General features: G+C 47.7%; 16 protein-coding genes. 6 read left to right on the top strand and 10 right to left on the bottom strand.

Features of this window, described 5'->3' with window-relative positions:
• Positions 1-10 precede the first annotated feature (10 nt).
• The 4 genes from OU814_RS10895 to OU814_RS10880 all read right to left on the bottom strand — a co-directional run bounded on the left by OU814_RS10895 (position 11) and on the right by OU814_RS10880 (position 3,525).
• Positions 11-463 (bottom strand): MarR family winged helix-turn-helix transcriptional regulator, encoded by a 453-nt coding sequence (locus OU814_RS10895; protein ID WP_268182691.1) that lies wholly within the window; start codon positions 461-463, stop codon positions 11-13.
• Between the two features lie 56 nt (positions 464-519).
• Positions 520-1,341 (bottom strand): carbohydrate ABC transporter permease, encoded by an 822-nt coding sequence (locus tag OU814_RS10890; protein WP_017285980.1) that lies wholly within the window; start codon positions 1,339-1,341, stop codon positions 520-522.
• 33 nt (positions 1,342-1,374) lie between these two features.
• On the bottom strand, positions 1,375-2,175 hold the full coding sequence (locus OU814_RS10885) for a class I SAM-dependent methyltransferase (RefSeq protein WP_268182689.1): 801 nt from the start codon (positions 2,173-2,175) through the stop codon (positions 1,375-1,377).
• Between the two features lie 75 nt (positions 2,176-2,250).
• Positions 2,251-3,525 carry a glycosyltransferase gene (locus tag OU814_RS10880; protein WP_017285978.1) on the bottom strand — a complete coding sequence of 425 codons (1,275 nt, stop codon included), beginning with the start codon at positions 3,523-3,525 and terminating at the stop codon, positions 2,251-2,253.
• Between the two features lie 401 nt (positions 3,526-3,926).
• Here OU814_RS10880 and OU814_RS10875 point away from each other — a divergent pair, with 401 nt between their 5' ends.
• The 3 genes from OU814_RS10875 (at position 3,927) to OU814_RS10865 (ending at position 8,274) form a co-directional block, all read left to right on the top strand.
• Entirely contained in the window at positions 3,927-6,296 is a 2,370-nt protein-coding gene (locus OU814_RS10875; RefSeq protein WP_268182686.1) for a glycoside hydrolase family 9 protein, read from the top strand.
• A gap of 9 nt (positions 6,297-6,305) precedes the next feature.
• Positions 6,306-7,688 (top strand): oligosaccharide flippase family protein, encoded by a 1,383-nt coding sequence (locus OU814_RS10870; protein ID WP_268182684.1) that lies wholly within the window; start codon positions 6,306-6,308, stop codon positions 7,686-7,688.
• Between the two features lie 136 nt (positions 7,689-7,824).
• Positions 7,825-8,274: a ferritin-like domain-containing protein gene (locus OU814_RS10865; protein ID WP_017285975.1), complete on the top strand. Its 450-nt coding sequence runs from the start codon at positions 7,825-7,827 to the stop codon at positions 8,272-8,274.
• Here OU814_RS10865 and crcB read toward each other — a convergent pair.
• Genes crcB through OU814_RS10850 form a run of 3 tightly spaced genes read right to left on the bottom strand, consistent with a single transcriptional unit; the run spans position 8,266 to position 10,087 of the window.
• Positions 8,266-8,649 (bottom strand): fluoride efflux transporter CrcB, encoded by a 384-nt coding sequence (gene crcB, locus OU814_RS10860; RefSeq protein ID WP_017285974.1) that lies wholly within the window; start codon positions 8,647-8,649, stop codon positions 8,266-8,268. The two genes, OU814_RS10865 and crcB, sit on opposite strands and share 9 nt — an antisense overlap.
• A gap of 31 nt (positions 8,650-8,680) precedes the next feature.
• On the bottom strand, positions 8,681-9,151 hold the full coding sequence (locus tag OU814_RS10855; protein WP_017285973.1) for a hypothetical protein: 471 nt from the start codon (positions 9,149-9,151) through the stop codon (positions 8,681-8,683).
• A 51-nt stretch (positions 9,152-9,202) separates the two neighbouring features.
• Entirely contained in the window at positions 9,203-10,087 is an 885-nt protein-coding gene (locus OU814_RS10850) for a PhzF family phenazine biosynthesis protein (RefSeq protein WP_268182680.1), read from the bottom strand.
• Between the two features lie 199 nt (positions 10,088-10,286).
• Between OU814_RS10850 and OU814_RS31320 the strand changes: the two genes are divergently transcribed.
• Positions 10,287-11,465: a septal ring lytic transglycosylase RlpA family protein gene (locus tag OU814_RS31320; protein ID WP_326498297.1), complete on the top strand. Its 1,179-nt coding sequence runs from the start codon at positions 10,287-10,289 to the stop codon at positions 11,463-11,465.
• On the opposite strand, the gene OU814_RS10840 is transcribed toward OU814_RS31320, so the two are convergent.
• Complete coding sequence (locus tag OU814_RS10840) at positions 11,459-12,079, bottom strand: Crp/Fnr family transcriptional regulator (RefSeq protein ID WP_036045169.1); 621 nt, start codon at positions 12,077-12,079, stop codon at positions 11,459-11,461. The genes OU814_RS31320 and OU814_RS10840 overlap by 7 nt on opposite strands.
• 174 nt (positions 12,080-12,253) lie before the next feature.
• Here OU814_RS10840 and OU814_RS10835 point away from each other — a divergent pair, with 174 nt between their 5' ends.
• Together OU814_RS10835 and OU814_RS10830 are read left to right on the top strand one after the other, a co-directional pair.
• The gene (locus OU814_RS10835) at positions 12,254-12,886 is read left to right on the top strand and encodes a J domain-containing protein (RefSeq protein WP_268182678.1); all 633 of its coding nucleotides are present in this window, start codon (positions 12,254-12,256) and stop codon (positions 12,884-12,886) included.
• 87 nt (positions 12,887-12,973) lie between these two features.
• Positions 12,974-13,240, top strand: a complete 267-nt coding sequence (locus tag OU814_RS10830) for a DUF3143 domain-containing protein (RefSeq protein ID WP_017285968.1) — start codon at positions 12,974-12,976, stop codon at positions 13,238-13,240.
• Here OU814_RS10830 and OU814_RS10825 read toward each other — a convergent pair.
• Positions 13,237-14,184 carry a glycosyltransferase family 2 protein gene (locus OU814_RS10825; protein ID WP_268182675.1) on the bottom strand — a complete coding sequence of 316 codons (948 nt, stop codon included), beginning with the start codon at positions 14,182-14,184 and terminating at the stop codon, positions 13,237-13,239. The genes OU814_RS10830 and OU814_RS10825 overlap by 4 nt on opposite strands.
• A gap of 94 nt (positions 14,185-14,278) precedes the next feature.
• The gene (locus tag OU814_RS10820) at positions 14,279-16,000 is read right to left on the bottom strand and encodes a diflavin flavoprotein (RefSeq protein ID WP_017285966.1); all 1,722 of its coding nucleotides are present in this window, start codon (positions 15,998-16,000) and stop codon (positions 14,279-14,281) included.
• Positions 16,001-16,115: the final 115 nt, after the last annotated feature.

Genomic DNA, 16,115 nt, shown 5'->3' with positions numbered 1-16,115 from the left:
AACTCAGCAATCACTGAAAAATTGACTTAAGACGACTGAGTGCTGCTTGAATCTCTTTCAATTCGGTCGGATTTAAGCGATCGAATCGTTCTTTTAGATAAAGCGTATGTTGCGGAAAAATCTGCTCAAATAATTGCTCGCCTTCTGGAGTTAGCACAATCAAAAAACAGCGCCGATTTTCCGGTGGAACTTCTCGCCGAACCAGTCCTTTTTGTTCTAAGCGATCGACGATTCCGGTTAAGGTGCCTTTTGTGACTAAAGTTTTCTCAGCTAACTGATTCATGAACATGCCGGATGTATTGCCGAGCGTGCAAATCACATCGAACTGAGGTGGGGTCAGTCCTGTTTCTCGGATATGGGCTTCGTCGTAGGCACAGAAGGTCTGGTAAGTGGTTGCGAGTTCGCGCACAGTAGGGTAGAAGGGCTGTTTTGCAGCGGTTTTAGAATCAAGCTCAACGTTCACAGCAATGCTTTATCAGGGTTCAGTTACTATTTTACATCAAACTGTTTTAATTAGAACTATCCTTTCACCCCGCTTCCGGCTTCCGTCGGAACGATATAGCGCTGCATCACCAAGAAGAAAATCAGAATCGGCAAAATCGAGATGACGGATCCTGCGGCAATTAAGCGCCAGTCGAGTGTGAACGTTCCCGCAAGATTTGAGACTCCCAGTGGCAGCGTGAAAAATTCAGGTCGATCGAGGATCAACAGCGGCCACAAGAAATCACTCCACGATCCGATAAAGACAAAAATCGCCAACGTGACTAAAGCCGGACGAATCGAGGGAATCATCACATGCCACCAAATTCCTAATTCTGAGCAGCCATCCATTCGCGCGGCTTCTTCGAGTTCTTTTGGCACACCTTGAAAAGCTTGACGTAATAGAAAAATTCCGAATGCAGACGCGATCGCCGGGAAAATAATGCCGAGATAAGTATTTCTCAGCTCTAAATTGACGGCTAAAACATACAGCGGAATCATCACAATCTGAAATGGAATCAGAATCGTTGCGACGATCGCGCTGAAAATCACTTCTCGTCCAGCAAAATTCAATCGTGCTAATGGATAAGCTGCCAATGAGCAGAATAGTAAATTCAATCCAACCGTCAACACAGAAACCAACGTGCTATTGAACAGATATCGTCCGAATGGATTACTATTCCAAACGGTAACGAAATTCTCAAGCGTCGGTTTGACCGGAATAAAGCGCGGCGGAAATTGAAAAATATCTTCAGTCGGAGACTTGAACGCTGTGCTGATGAGCCAAACGAGCGGAATCAGCATCAGAACTGCGATCGCGCTTAATAATCCGTAGGTTAATATCGATCGACCAATCCGCATAAGTTCCCCCGCAAACTGATCGTCGATTTTATATTACTTCGTTGCCACCACTGCTAAATTCCAAGCCATCCGCTTCATCAACGGCAATTTTTTCAGAATCTTGTCTAATTTTTCCAATCGCAAGTAGGTTTTCTCTAATCGAGCTTGTTCGAGAATAATTTTCTTCCAATACCGTTCTTGATTGGGATTCACGCGTTCGATCAGATAAAACTGCAAGAAAATCCAGAGCGTTGCAATCCAAAAGGTGTCGAAATCGGTTTTGGCATAAAGCGATCGAATAAAGTTGACAATGCCAATATCTAAAGGAGTTTCGTCCTCTGTCCGCACTTCTGTCGCCATGCGACGATAGACATTGATCACCGGATTATGCCGCAACGGATCCCAAAAACAAGCCTTGCCGCCAGGTTTGAGAATTCGATGCATTTCTCGCAGAGTGATTTTCGGATCAGGAATGTGATGTAAGAGATTCGAGGCATAAACAATATCGAAGGTATTGTCAGGAAAATCGATCGCCATTGCATTCACGACGCGCCCTTCAATGTTCACGCCATTTTTCTCAGCCAATTGCAGCGCCACATCCACCATTCCCGGCGAATAATCTGCGGCAACACACCGCGCTCCAAGTTTGGCAAAATACACGCTATTCTCACCCGCTCCACAGCCGAGATCGAGCAGCAATTTCCCACGCACATCCCCAAGTTTTCTCAGAATGAAACGATTTTCAGGAGCCGTACATGCCTCGAAATAGTCCGAAACTCGAATGCCATCGACATCGATCGTACTTGCCCACTGATCGTGAAATTCCTGTTCTCGACTTAAGAAATCTTCCTTCATGAATGCCAAGCGATGAAGTTCGCTTTATTGTACTGTGGCGGGAATGAGATCGCCGCTTTACGATTGCGGAAAGATTCAACCCACAGTTGCAACCTCTCGCTTCGTTGCTAAACTGCCCGGAACCACATACTGCTTGATCAAATTACTGCGATGCTCAAAAACCGTTGCCTCATCGTAAAGGGTTCCAGATTTCGCCGCTTGCTGAACAAGCTCACAGAGCTTTTCGCGATCGCGATCCAATGCCACAATCTGATCAGCTAAGGCGGTTGGATTATTCAATGGGGTGAAAATCCCGCCGCCGTATTGAGCGACCAAGCCGCGTGGATAAGGACTGTCATACCCAACAATCGGCAAGCCAGAAACTAACGCTTCTACCAGACAGCGCGGCGATTCCGGCGTTTTGTGGCAGAACATAAACACATCATTCTGATGCATGGTTTCTAACATCTGAGCGCGATCGCTGACAAATCCACCAAACGTGATCAGATCGGCGATGCCTAACTCGATCGCCATTTGCTTCATCTGATCGAGCAGATGCCCATCACCAAGCCAAGTTGCTTCAAGCTGCAGCCCCCGCTGATGCAACTGGTGAATGATCGTCACCCAATCAAATGCTCCTTTCATCTCGACCGCACGACCGACATAGCAAATTTTCAGCGGTTGATTGCGCTTGAGTCGATCGAGCTTTTCTGCTAATTGTGCTGCGCTAATCTGATCGGATTTCTGCGTGTGAATGTCATAGACGCAATAGGAATTCGGATTTAAAGGAGAATACGCGGTAAAACAATCTTGCCCTTGAAACAATCCAATCTCCGCCTGTCGAATTGCCTGCTGCACATATTTCTGCGTCAACGGCAAGGTTAGCGTTTCCTTGACTCTGATCTTCAGCGTTTCTTCTTTCAGCAGTCGTCGGGTCACTTCATACTCGACCCGATCTGCCCACACGGCATAAGACCGATTGAGCCGAACTGCCTCCTGGCAGGCGACCGTTGCCCAATCTCCAATCCAAACCGCAGGCGCAAAGCAGAGAAGTTGGCATTCTTGAATCTTTTCTCGTAGGAGATTACGGATCTTCCGATACTGACGCACGTAAATAATTGGTTTATAGGCAAATGGTAAAGGCACTAATTCAATCTGGTCGGCACAAGGCAAATCCTCGATCGCTCTCCAAGTTTCGGTTTTAGAAAGTTCCTGTGCTTCTGCCTCTGGCAAAACTGGCGCTGCCATCACAACACGACCAAAATGCTCAACCCACCGAATCAAGCCGTCACAAGTTTGCTCATCCAACCCATAGCGTCCGTCCACGACTCGGAACGGAACGGGAACGACGAGTAACAAACTAGTATCCATAGCGTAAAAATCCCCTGCCTACAATAAAGTCAAGAATTGGGTCAAGTAGCGAATTGCATTTGTGAACAAACTGTGAACAAATTATGTCAAAAGGTGGGTGAACCCGGACTTTTGGCTAAATTGCTCCGCAATTCTATGGTCTGCAACAGTCAATAAGTATAACTACTGAACCTTTGTGCGGGAGAGCTTCATAGAAACAACACAATTGTGAAGCGTCTTCTTATTCTCCTGAAATCCAATTAAATTCTAGTGTCCTGCCTAGTGAAAATTGCTTAAATCGGGCGAGAGAAAATTGTTTCTTTAAACACTTGATCAAATTCCGCAAGGTTTCCATAAACTTACGGTTCTGGGTGAGATTGGATTGCAGAATAGATAGGGAGATTTGCGGAAAGCGTAATTTTATGAAGCTTCAATCCTTGATTCCACTAGGGTTAGGTCTAGCGTTGACCGGCTGTAATGTTTCGGGTGTCGATGCAGGCAACCGCCCTCAGATTAAAGTGAATCAGGCTTACTTAGTCAAGCCTGACCTTTTGGCAATTCGGATTGAAACCGGAAAGATCATTCACGCTCAACAGACTCCCTACAAACCCCAAGCGGGCGATCGCATTGAGCAACCTCGTCCGGTGGACGAAGATTGGGTGATTCGCAACGGTAAAGCGATCGGGTCTTTAGTGGGCAAACAGCGCAATATCTTATATCCATTTGATCAATTTGTCCCGTCTCCGTTTGATTCCCAATGGGCGGATCGCATGACCAGCTACCGGATTACTTCCCAAGAAGACTCCACCTATTCGGCAAATCTTAATCCAACCGCGGTCTATCGCAAATCTAAACCCACCGACATGGCACGCGTCGGTCAATGGAAATTTGAATTTCCGATGCTGCATACGATGTATCTGAAACTTCCGAGCGCGCTGAAAGCTGGAAAGACTTATCAGATCAACTTTCCAGGCAGCAGTGTTGAAACTGTCTCGTTTAAATTTGAGCCAAATCGGACGCGAAGTGAAGCGGTGCATGTTTCACACATCGGATTCACTCCGAAAGAAAACGCCAAGGTGGCGTTTCTCTCAACTTGGCTCGGAAATGGGGGACGGCTGGAATATGGTGCAGGTCTGCCCTTTGCTGTGATTGATGAGCAGACGAATCGCAAAGCCTTTACCGGGAAGACTCAACTCTCGCGCACGAGTCAGGAAAATGAAGATCCGCGATCGCGCAATTACACGAATACCAACGTGTACATGATGGATTTCACCGCTCTGCAAACTCCTGGGAAATATCGAGTTTGCGTCGAAGCGATCGGGTGTTCTGGTTCTTTTGAGATTCGACCCGATGTTTGGAAAAACGCCTTCTCCACCTCAGCCCGTGGACTTTATCATCAACGCAGCGGCATTGCCTTAACAGCACCCTATACCCAATGGACGCGCCCGCGGGCGTTCCATCCGCAAGACGGCACGGTTGTGTATCAATCCAAAACGCCAATTTCTCAAGTTGATCAAGGCATCGGCACCGCAGAATATCCCAAAGCACTCGCGGCAGGTGAAACGAAGCAAACTGTCCCGGATGCTTGGGGCGGCTATTTTGATGCGGGCGATTGGGATCGCCGGATTCAACATGTCGAAGTCTCGCGGCACATGCTTGAATTGGCAGAACTCTTTCCGAACTACTTCGATCGCGTCTCTCTGAACATCCCAGAATCCAAAGACCGCTTACCCGATGTGGTCAATGAAGCCCTTTGGACGATCGACTTCTTCCGCCGCCTCCAAACGCCTGACGGTGGAATTCGCGGCGGCATCCAATCCCAGCGCGATCCGCGTTTAGGGGAAGGAAGCTGGCAAGAGTCTTACAAAATTTATGCCTATGCTCCGGATGCCTGGTCAAGCTACCTCTATGCAGGCGTTGCCGCGCGAGCCGCGCACTGGTTCAAGTCTAGAGATGCCCAACTCGCAAAAACTTATCAAGAGAGTGCCCTGCGAGCGATGGCATATGCAGAACGGGTCTCAAGTGGAACTTCAATGCCGAAACCCGTTCGTGACAGTCGTAACTTAGCCGCGCTAGAACTTTATCAACTAACAGGCAGTGGCTCCTGGCATCAGATCTTTCTACAAACGACCGTCTTCAAAGATCCCGCCCAGGATGTGATCGTCTGGGATGAACATGATCAGCGCGATGCGGCGTTCTTGTATGCGCGAATGCCGAGAGAATTAGTCGATGCAACCGTTCAGAAAAATGCGAATAATGCCCTAGTGCGGGATGCGGATACTGCATTAGCCGTGGGCGAGCAAACTGCTTTCAAATGGTCAAAAGAAATGCCGATGCATCCGATCGGGTGGGGAAATGGTCTTGGTGCGCCGAAAGCAGTGTCTTTGGTTCGCGCTCATTACTTAAGTCAAAATCCGAAATATCTACGATCGAGCGTGCTTGCAACTCAGTTTTCACTGGGCGCAAATCCCGATAACATGTCCTACACGACAGGAGTCGGATACCGCACTCCGCGCAATCCGTTGCTCATTGACCAGCGTGTGCGGGGCATTGAACCGCCGCCTGGCATTACCGTATACGGTCCGTATGACCCAGTGTTTTATAGTAAGACCTGGACGATCGACCTATTCAAAGATGTTCTGTTCCCTGCCCCGATGGACTGGCCCGCCACTGAATCGTATTTTGATATTTTTCTGTTTCCGATGGCGACAGAATTTACGGTGATGCAGTCCATTTCTCCGACCGCTTATCTCTGGGGCTATTTAGCTGCCCATACTGCTAGGAACGACTAGAGCAAACATATGACCAACTCACTCAAGAAAGTGGCGCTCAGGGGAGCATTCTGGACAATTGCGGGTTACGGTAGTCAACAAATTCTCAGGCTAGGCAGCAATCTGATTCTGACGCGCTTATTGGTGCCAGAGTATTTTGGTCTTATGGCTCTGGTCAACACGATCAGAATCGGAATCGAGCTATTTTCCGACTATGGGATTACGCAGAGCATTATTAGCAATAAGCGCGGTGATGACCCCCTGTTTCTTGATACTGCTTGGTCATTGAAAGTGATTCGCGGCTTTCAAATTTGGGCGATTAGTATTTTGCTCGCCTACCCGATCGCTCAACTTTATCAAGCCCAAGATCCGCAGGGGCAACTCCTGTTTCTGTTGCCGATTACCGGCTTTACAGCGGTCTTAGAGGGGGCAGCTTCGACCGCGGTGCTGACTTGGGAGCGCCATATCGAAATCAAGAAGATCATGCTCTATGACATGAGCATTACTATCGTGACGCTTCTGATTTTGGTCTTGCTGTGTTGGTGGCATCCGTCTGTCTGGTCATTGGCAATCGGAGGTGTCGCTAGCTCGACAATTAACATGGTGGCGAGCCATTTCGTCAATCGTAAACATCACAATCGCTTTCGGTTTGATAAAGAGATTCTCAAAGAAATTCAGAATTTTGGAAAATGGATTGCGGTGGCATCGTCGATGATGTTTTTAGCGGATCAAGCCGATCGCTTTATTTTGGCAAAGCTCCTCTCGTTTGAGAGGTTGGGGGTATATACGATCGCTTACACGTTAGCGAGTATTCCGCGGAGTGTGATTCAAGAATTGAGTGTAAAGGTGATCTTTCCCACCATCTCGAAGCAGTTGGATTTGTCGCGATTGCAGCTTCGCGCCAAAATTGTGAAACAAAGATGGTTACTTTTGGTGGGTACAGCAGTCTTTCTAGCCGGATTGACGGTGTGCAGCGATTGGTTCATTATGCTGCTGTATCAAGGGCGAAATAAGCATTGGGAGCAATACCAGGATGCAACTTGGATGATGCCAATTCTGTGTTCTGGAATTTGGTTTTCGATTCTGTTCTATACGACTAGCCCGACTTTAGTGGCAATTAACAAGCCGATGTATTCGGCGCAAAGTAATTTTGCTCGACTGAGCATCGTGGGCTTAGGGATGCCGTTAGCATTTTCTCAATTTGGTGAACTCGGTGCGATCGTGGTTGTGGCGATGAGTGATTTTCCGTTGTATGTGGTGAATCTTTACGGGTTGAAGCAAGAAAAGCTATCGTGTACGACGCAGGATGTTTATTGTACGGCTTTCTTTGTAACGACGCTTTCTCTCTTGCTTTTGCTGCGATATTCATTGGGTTTAGGTGTCCCAATTCATGTGCTTTTGCAAGGGTCTTAATAAAGTACAGCCTTTGATCATTTAGGAGAGGGTTACTTTGCAAAACAACCAAAGACAACCTTAGAGATTAAAAATGCCTAAATGAATCAGAATTGCTGTTAAGGTGTGAGATCCTAATCTTTTACAGAGTTCGTCCATGATGAAAGATCTTGATCTCGACAAAACAACTTACTTACTCAATTCCATTATGGAAGCAGAATTGGCGGGAGTTGTTCGGTATACGCACTATGCTCTCATGGTGACAGGACCCAATCGGATTCCGATCGTGCAATTTCTAAAAGCCCAAGCGAGTGAATCCCTGCTACATGCTCAGCAAGTTGGGGAGATTCTGACGGGATTAGAGGGACATCCGAGTTTGCGAATTGCCACGATCGAAGAAACCGATAAGCACTCGGTCTATGATATTTTGCTGGAAAGTTTGAACCATGAAACGAATGCCTTGAATCTATACAAACAACTGCTGGATGTTGTTGAGGATGCCAGCATTTATTTAGAAGAATTTACACGCGGAATGATTGGACAGGAAGAATTGCACGGCATGGAATTGAAGAAGATGCTGCGCGATTTTCATCCGAATTTAGCTTAGTCTACGTGCCAGGAAGCTGCCGAACTCTAACCCGAGATAGCCAATTGCGGCGCTTCCTAGCCAGTACAGTAAAGCAAGGCTATGATTGCCAGATTTGACCAGCACTGAGGTTTCGAGTGCGTAAGTCGAAAATGTCGTGTAAGAACCAAGAAATCCGACCGCAAAAAATAGCCGTAGTTCTGGTGTGCCGATGCCTCGATCGAGAAAATACGCCACAAAAAATCCCATCAGCATTGCCCCGGTAATGTTGATGAAAAAGGTTCCATAGGGAAATTGCACCCCAAACACCCGCCCAAACCATAAGGTGAGATAGTAGCGACTGAGTGCGCCTGGAATTGCACCCAGACTAATGGCGATCGCAGAAGAAACGTTCACGATTATAGATTTGTAGATGATGGACTGCGAGCTAGTTTTGAGCGTTTTGATTTTTGCGTGGATTCAGTTCTGCACATTTTGCAACGGCAGCTTCGTAGGCTTGAGTGTACTCTTTGCCACCTAGCATCAAATCTCCGTAATATTCATACGGGGTTGATCCATAAATCGGCAGTGGATCATCTTCTGGATAGTCCTCTTGCGCTTCTTCTAAAGCTTTTCTCAACTGTTTAGCTGTTAATTTTTGAGCAGGATAGTAGTGAATGTGTTCGGGCTTGCGGTTGAGATGTGGCAAAGACGGATCGAGAATGCGATCGCTTAACTCTAACCAGCCATGCTCGATCGGTTTATAGGGTGCACCAACACAAGCTACAAAGCCCTGCACATACAATGCGCCATCGACGACTGAAACTGCTTTCGAGGCATTTTGAAAACTTGATTTGGCTTTACTCTTGATGCGAGTCGCAAGCTCGATCGATTGGTCTGGATCTAGAGGTTTATCCATATTACATCAGTAGGATTCAGGCTCTTTCTAGGGTATCGAGAAACGGGCAATTTAAACAAATTCACCTTTTGCGACCAAAATTGTTTTGCCGCCCACAGAAATATCAAAGGTCTGATTTTCCTGGCTAGCTCGTAAGAACAACACTGAAGGTCGTCCGATCATATACCCTTGTTCGACTCGAATATCAATCTCCGTTTGCCCAAAGTAGGCATGTTGGACTAAATATGCGGCAAGGCATCCATTCGCACTGCCTGTTGCCGGATCTTCAGGAATGCCTAACCCATCGGCAAAGACGCGTACGCTCAGTTGATTGGCTGCATTGAGTGGCTCAGGGCAAAATACAAGGATTGCTTTCGCGTCCATCGTCTTGATGCGTTGGAAAAATAAATCTTTGTTCACTTTCGCCTGTTGCAAAGCGTCTTGAGTTTTCAGCGGCACGATCAAGAATGGAACGCCAGTCGAGACGGTTTCGATCGCAAACCGATCGTCAATTTGATCTAAACTCAGCCCTAGGATAGATGCAACTTCAGCATGATCTAGACCCATACCAAACGTAGGTTGATTCTGCTGCATCCAAAGCATGTCAATGGACTGATCGGCATACTCGATCGTCACTGGAATCTGCCCAACTTGCAAATTTAATCTCACGATTGATACTGAATCTTGGATAATCATCTGTTGCAAAACGAACGCAGTGCCAAGCGTGGGATGCCCCGCAAATGGTAACTCCTGCTCTGGTGTAAAAATCCTCACGTTATAGCCTTCTGATTGCGGACTTTCAGACAGAATAAAGGTCGTTTCAGAATAGTTCATTTCCTTTGCAATCGCCTGCATTTCCTCGGTAGTGAGTTGGGTACTAGCTCGAAAAACAGCAAGTTGATTGCCTGCAAATTTGTGTTCAGCAAATACATCTACGATATAGAACGGTAATGGCATAGTTTTAAGTTGTGGGAATGTGCCAAAAGGTACACGATTAAGCCAAAAAAGGCAGCTAGCCTAGTGAAATTACGCCTTGGGGATAATCCATTTTGTGTCGCGAGAACTTTATAATAACCCTTGGTAAAAGTGTATTGCTAAATACAATCTTGAGATTTAACCTCATCACAAATAACCAAAAATGTTGATACTCGGACTTATGTGGGTCGCTTCATGGTTTAGTGGAATCCCGAGTTTTGGGACGAAGCTACTAGAAACGCCCAAATTTCTCACCCATGTTCTGTGTAACAGCCGCGCGTGCCATTCTACCGTGCTACCTTCTTCTTCGCTTCAACCGCTGGTACTCGGAACTTCACCAACTTCTTCTGTTACTTCTTCTGTCTCGCTCGATCGCTCAGAAACTTCCACTTCCCAAACCTGGTTGAGCACAGTCGAGACACTCGTCTTTAATTCAGAAATTGCTCCAAATCTCAATACGATTCATCCGGTAACGCAGTTTATCGATGCAATGCAGTCTGTGTTTGATCAGTTGCCAGTCGTGGCTGACTCGAAACAGATGGACAGAGCGATTGCGATCGTTGAAGTGGGCTATGACGGAGCGCTGCTCGGCGAAAATCCTCCTATTCTCCCGAAACTGGGATTTTGGCAATGTCCAACCTGGCAAATTGGCTCGTCTGATTCGATTGGAGGCTATCAAATCTGGCTCAAGGGCTGCCAAATTGCAACGGTTCGCGATCGTTCGACCGCAGAACTGTTTAGAAAAGAGTTACGTCGAATGATGACGACTCCGAATTTCGATGCTTCAAAGGTGCGGGCTGCAATGGAATTGGGTCAGCCAAGGTTGAAGTTCGGCGATCGCAGCCTCTTGACGATTACGGATCAGATTGCTGCCCAAACTGGTCGTCCAGCGGAAATGATCGCGATCGAATGGGCAAACAATCTCCGCATCGCACTGGGGCAACCTAGCTTGGCTTTAGCAGATGCCCAAGCCCAGATGTATGGATTAGAGCCAACCCAGCAGTTTATCGATGGCATGGCATCCTGGTATGGACCCTATTTTCACGGTCGCCAGACGGCAAATGGAGAAATTTTCGATCAAAACGATCTGACGGCGGCACATCCGACCTTGCCTTTGGGGACATTTCTCAAAGTGACGAATCAACTCAACGGCAAGAGCATTGTCGTGCGGGTCAACGATCGCGGTCCGTATTTTGACAATCGCGTTCTCGATTTGTCGAAGCGCGCTGCTGCCATCATCAATGGCGAAGAGCGGGGCGTTGTCCCGATCGAAGCGGTAGTCATGCAGTCGGCGGTCGTCGCTCGGACTCCCATCAACAAACCCCCGCAGCAGGTGGCGCGCTTGGTGACAGGCTATTGATGCAAAATGATGTGGCGCTTGGTGTCGATAGAGAGCCAGCCAGCTTGTTTCAATTGACCGAGTAATCGAGTAACGGTCACACGAGTTGTGCCGATCGCGTTGGCTAATTGCTGATGCGTCAGGCGAATTGTGAATCGGGTGCCGCGTTGAGTCGGCTGCCCGATTTCATGCTGGAGCAGAATCAGTAACTGTTTCAGGCGTTCTTCAACGCGACGGCAGCCCGATAGCGCCAAAAAAGCTTCTGATTGTTGAAGTCGGCGGCTGAGGTGGCGAAACAGTCCTTGACAGAGTGCAGGAGAGCGTTCGACTTCTGCGATCGTCAAGGGCAGCAGATCGACATCGGTTAATGCGATCGCTTGATAGGGTGTAATCCAGGTCAGCGGTAATCCAAAGGGCATCGAAGGAGTCACGATACTGAGGAGTGCTTCATCGCCTGTTGGATGCAAGGTGTTGATCACGACCACACCGCGACAAGTCACCCAAATCTGATCAGGGCGCAATGGAATTCTCTGACCGCTTCGGAAGGGTTGAAGGGTTCGTTCTCGGTAAAGTTGTTCTAAAAGTCGTCTTGAATCGGGTAGCTCAATCTGTGGTGGTGCGAACGATTGAATCATGAACTCTGCTCCATCTTGAAAGCCCGCCATTCACTGTAGTCTTTGAAGATCAAGGGCAGGTAATCCCTGGGTTTGGATTGGGTTAAGATTTGCAGCACACTCCAAAACCGCGAAAGTCTTGCAGAGTTTTGCTAGGGCGACAATAATAGTCCTAATGCTTTGAAGGACGAGCCAGTGGCAGAGGAAAAACGATCTGATTCAGTAAACGAGCCAAATCATTATGCGTTGTTAGGGCTGCATCCTTCGACTTCGGTGCGGGAGATTCGTCAGGCGTATCGGGAACTGAGTAAGCTTTATCATCCGGATACGACGGAACTGCCGACCGCGATCGCAACGAGGAAGTTTCAGCGCTTAAATGAAGCATACGCGACCTTGAGCAATCCGGAGCGTCGTACAGCATACGATCGCGCAATTGGATATTCGCGGGTAGTTGTGGTGCGCCCTTTGCCGAGCCTGCACAAGCCGAATCAGCCTGAACCGAAGTCTTCAGCGTATTTGGATGCAACGGATCGACCTTTATCTCCGGGCGAATTGTTTGCGCTGTTTATTCTGGGTGTAACGTTTGTTGGATGTTTGATTTTGGCGATTATGATCGGCATTACTCGCGGTGATCAAGCATTTCAGCCACTCACGGCTCAGCATTTCACAGTGAAAGAAATTGTAGAAGAAGTGCAGCCAGTTCAAGAGACACCTGCACAAGAACTTTTACCCTCGCCGGAGACTGCATCTGAAAATTCTGCATTGAACTCTGCATTGACCACAGAGATTGAGCAAAAGACTGAGCCATCCAATCCGCCAGTGTCTTAGAGAACTTGGCTTTGAATTGAGGAATGAGCCAATCGTTGATAGAAATGAGATATACCCCAAATCCTTACAGGTGAAATTACTCTAGCTATGGCTTTACCTTCTGCCGACACTCCGCTTTACAATCATCCGCTGCCTGCGATCGAAGAATGGCTGTCTGATATGGGTTGCGAACAAGATAGCCAGGAACTTCACTGCTGGACGATCGAACGCCCAAAATGGCAGGCTGAACTGATGTTAGATGTCGATCAACTGAGCGTGCGATATCTCAACATTGAGGGGCGTGATATTCAGCGATCGTTCAAATATTCGCTCAGTCGTCAAGATGTTGAGGATGCGGTATTTGGTGGTCCTTAGGGCTTGAGTTTGCGCAGTCCTTGGAAGGCAGTTTGTCGCATCGATTTGGGCAAGAGCGACAGGGCTAAACCCGTATAGGCTTTAGAAATTGAAGCAAACTTGCCCGATCGCACCAAGTTTCGTCCGGTTTCGGTATCGCCGATTTCGATCAGACGCAATCCAAGCAGCAATTGAGTTTCAGCGAGCCGCGATCGCCGAATTTTCTCTAAACCTGAATCAGGGAATTCAAAATTGTTGAGATAGATAAGCTTGTCTTTGAGATAAGGAATGGCGCGATCGATGCCTTGCTGTTCCGCATGAACACGGTATTCCATGAGGCGTTGAGGTAAGTAGTATCCTTGCTTTCCCTCTAAGGCTAATCTGACGAACAAATCATTATCTTCGCAGTTTTGAATGTTGGGGCGCATGTAGTCTACCTCATGCAATGCTTGTGTTCTAAACAGCGTCGCTCCAATTTGAAAACTTTGTCTGACGAAGACCGTTGCTAATAGATTGTCAGGAATGCCTTCGGATAGTTCTGTTCTGCCCCATTTGTGAGAGTTCTGATCGCTAAAAGCATGGTCTCTCTGCCCTTTGGAATCGATGATCCAATGATCAGTTCCGACAAAATCTATCGTTGAAGTGCGATCGAGAATTTCACTTGTTTTCTCTAAGAACTCAGGTGTTAAGCGATCGTCATCGTCGAATTTAATAAAATACGTTCCGGTTGCGATTTCAAAGCCCGATCGCATGTTGTTACTTTTGCCAACATTGCGAGAATGCCGGATGTATCGAATTCGGGGGTCGTGATAGCGCGATAACACTTCTGGAGTGGCATCTTTTGAGCCATCGTCACAGATGATCAACTCCCAATCGGCAATCGTTTGTGCAAAAACACTGTCGATCGCATCCGGCAAAAGGTGGGCGCGATTATACGTGGGAATACAGATGCTAATTTTGGGCATATCGAAAGGGAGGTGGGTTCCCATTCAATATCGACAAGATTGGGGCGTGAATATCAGAGGGAGTGGGGACTTCCCATTCCCCTACTTCCCCACCTTAATAGGCAGTCGCAGACTTACGATGCTGAATCGCAGTCATTCCCGTCGTTTCGAGGACTTTGCCATTCTCGACAGTCGCGTACAGTAACCAATGATCGCCGCAGTCCATCCGGTTTTGGATTTTGCACTCTAGATAGGCGAGTGCATCGAGTAACACGACACAGCCGTTTGCCGCAGTTTCTGTACTTAATTCAGCAAAGCGATCTTCTCCGGGGGCAGTCATCTTGATGAAATTCCGTCTGACATTTCGACCTTCTCTCAGAATGTTCAGAACAAACGGCGTTTCAGCTTGATCGAGCACACCCTCAGCCCGACCTTTCGGAACCGCGATCGTCACACCAGGTGGTGTAAAAGTCGCTTGCGAAACCCAAGAAGTGAGAATTCCAAACGGCGTTTCTCCCTGATTTGCGGTAATGACGCATAATGACCCAATGACACGACCTAAAGCTTGCTCAGTACGATCGCTTTGAACTTCTGCAACAACTTGACGAGGCGCACGCGCTTTTTTCGCTTTCTTCAATGCCTGAGCGAATTCTGTCCCTGCCTTTTCACAGTGCTGTAAGTCTTCCTCAGTCGGCTTGAACTTGACGCGAATGGTGTCAAATCCAAAGGCAAATCCAGCATCTTGCAGTTTACTTTCAAGTAAGTCGATCGCTTCTCCACTCCAACCATACGACCCAAAAACGCCCGCAATCTTGGTCTTAGAGGCAGTAGAAAGGACTAAACCTAATGCAGTTTGCATTTGAGTGGGGGCATGTCCGCCGAGGGTTGGAGAGCCGATGACAAAGCCATCACATTGCTCGATCGCGGCTGTAATCTCTGCTGGATCAGCGAGTTCACAATTGATTGATTCGACGTTGATTTCAGTATCGGTTAAGCCTTTCGCGATCGCGTGAGCGACCGTTGCGGTATTGCCATAGGCGGAAGTGTAAAGCAGGGCGACGGAGAGTTCTTGAGTTTCTTGCTGCTCGCACCATTCTAGATATTCAAGTTTCAGGCGGCTTTGACTGTAGCGAACAATCGGGCCATGACCGACTCCATACCATTTGGGACGGAAGCGGGAAAGCTTGTCGATCGCATCTTCAACTTGTTTGGACTGAGCTGCATGTAGACAATCGAAGTAGTAATGTCGATCGTCATCGAGTTTTTTCCAGTTCTCATCGAAGATCGGATCATCGCAAACGTGAGCGCCAAAGAACTTGTCTGTATAGAGAATTCGAGTCGCTGGATCGTAGGTGCAGATTCCATCGACCCAGCGTGGAGTGGGTGTAAATGCAAACTGCAATTCATGCCCTTTTCCGAGATCGAGCACTTCTTCCCCTCGAACTGCGTAGAGGTTGAGTTCTTGATTGGGAAACGCCGCTTTCAGAGTATTGACCGCAGGTTTAGAGCACACGATCGTAATCTGTGGCGCAATTTCCAGCAGTCGCTTGATAGTCTCAATCCGATTGGAGTTCACGTGACCGAGAATCACGTAATCCAGCTTTTGAAAGTATTGATGATCGTGGAGTTCTTTCAGAAAAATATCGGTGAAGGATTCTCCGGGTGGATCAATCAGGGCACTTTTCTCAGCCTGAATGAGATAGCTATTCGCGGTTGTGCCTTTTTGTCGCGCGTATTCGACTTCAAACTTGAGACGATCCCAAGTGCGAGATCGTAAGACGCGCGTATTTTGGGCAATTTCGGCAACTTGGACATCTCGCGATCGAGGTTGAACCATAGGACAAATCAAGGGTTAGGGGGTAGGGAGTGGGGGGTAGGGAGTGGGGAGACGATAAGAATTTTTTGTTCTTTGAACCCTGAGGCGCAAACTAACTTACTCCCTACTCCCCACT

The sequence above is a fragment of the Leptolyngbya sp. GGD genome (assembly GCF_026735145.1).
In the GTDB taxonomy this organism is placed as follows: Bacteria; Cyanobacteriota; Cyanobacteriia; order Leptolyngbyales; family Leptolyngbyaceae; genus Leptolyngbya; species Leptolyngbya boryana.
This window is presented reverse-complemented; position numbering and strand designations above follow the sequence as displayed.

Coding starts and splice junctions, on each gene's coding strand:
- OU814_RS10865 (WP_017285975.1), top strand. CDS start 7,825: ATGATGAAAGATCTTGATCTCGACAAAACAACTTACTTACTCAATTCC.
- OU814_RS10890 (WP_017285980.1), bottom strand. CDS start 1,341: ATGCGGATTGGTCGATCGATATTAACCTACGGATTATTAAGCGCGATC.
- OU814_RS31320 (WP_326498297.1), top strand. CDS start 10,287: ATGTGGGTCGCTTCATGGTTTAGTGGAATCCCGAGTTTTGGGACGAAG.
- OU814_RS10825 (WP_268182675.1), bottom strand. CDS start 14,184: ATGCCCAAAATTAGCATCTGTATTCCCACGTATAATCGCGCCCACCTT.
- OU814_RS10840 (WP_036045169.1), bottom strand. CDS start 12,079: ATGATTCAATCGTTCGCACCACCACAGATTGAGCTACCCGATTCAAGA.
- OU814_RS10875 (WP_268182686.1), top strand. CDS start 3,927: ATGAAGCTTCAATCCTTGATTCCACTAGGGTTAGGTCTAGCGTTGACC.
- OU814_RS10830 (WP_017285968.1), top strand. CDS start 12,974: ATGGCTTTACCTTCTGCCGACACTCCGCTTTACAATCATCCGCTGCCT.
- OU814_RS10855 (WP_017285973.1), bottom strand. CDS start 9,151: ATGGATAAACCTCTAGATCCAGACCAATCGATCGAGCTTGCGACTCGC.
- OU814_RS10880 (WP_017285978.1), bottom strand. CDS start 3,525: ATGGATACTAGTTTGTTACTCGTCGTTCCCGTTCCGTTCCGAGTCGTG.
- OU814_RS10885 (WP_268182689.1), bottom strand. CDS start 2,175: ATGAAGGAAGATTTCTTAAGTCGAGAACAGGAATTTCACGATCAGTGG.
- OU814_RS10850 (WP_268182680.1), bottom strand. CDS start 10,087: ATGCCATTACCGTTCTATATCGTAGATGTATTTGCTGAACACAAATTT.
- OU814_RS10870 (WP_268182684.1), top strand. CDS start 6,306: ATGACCAACTCACTCAAGAAAGTGGCGCTCAGGGGAGCATTCTGGACA.
- OU814_RS10820 (WP_017285966.1), bottom strand. CDS start 16,000: ATGGTTCAACCTCGATCGCGAGATGTCCAAGTTGCCGAAATTGCCCAA.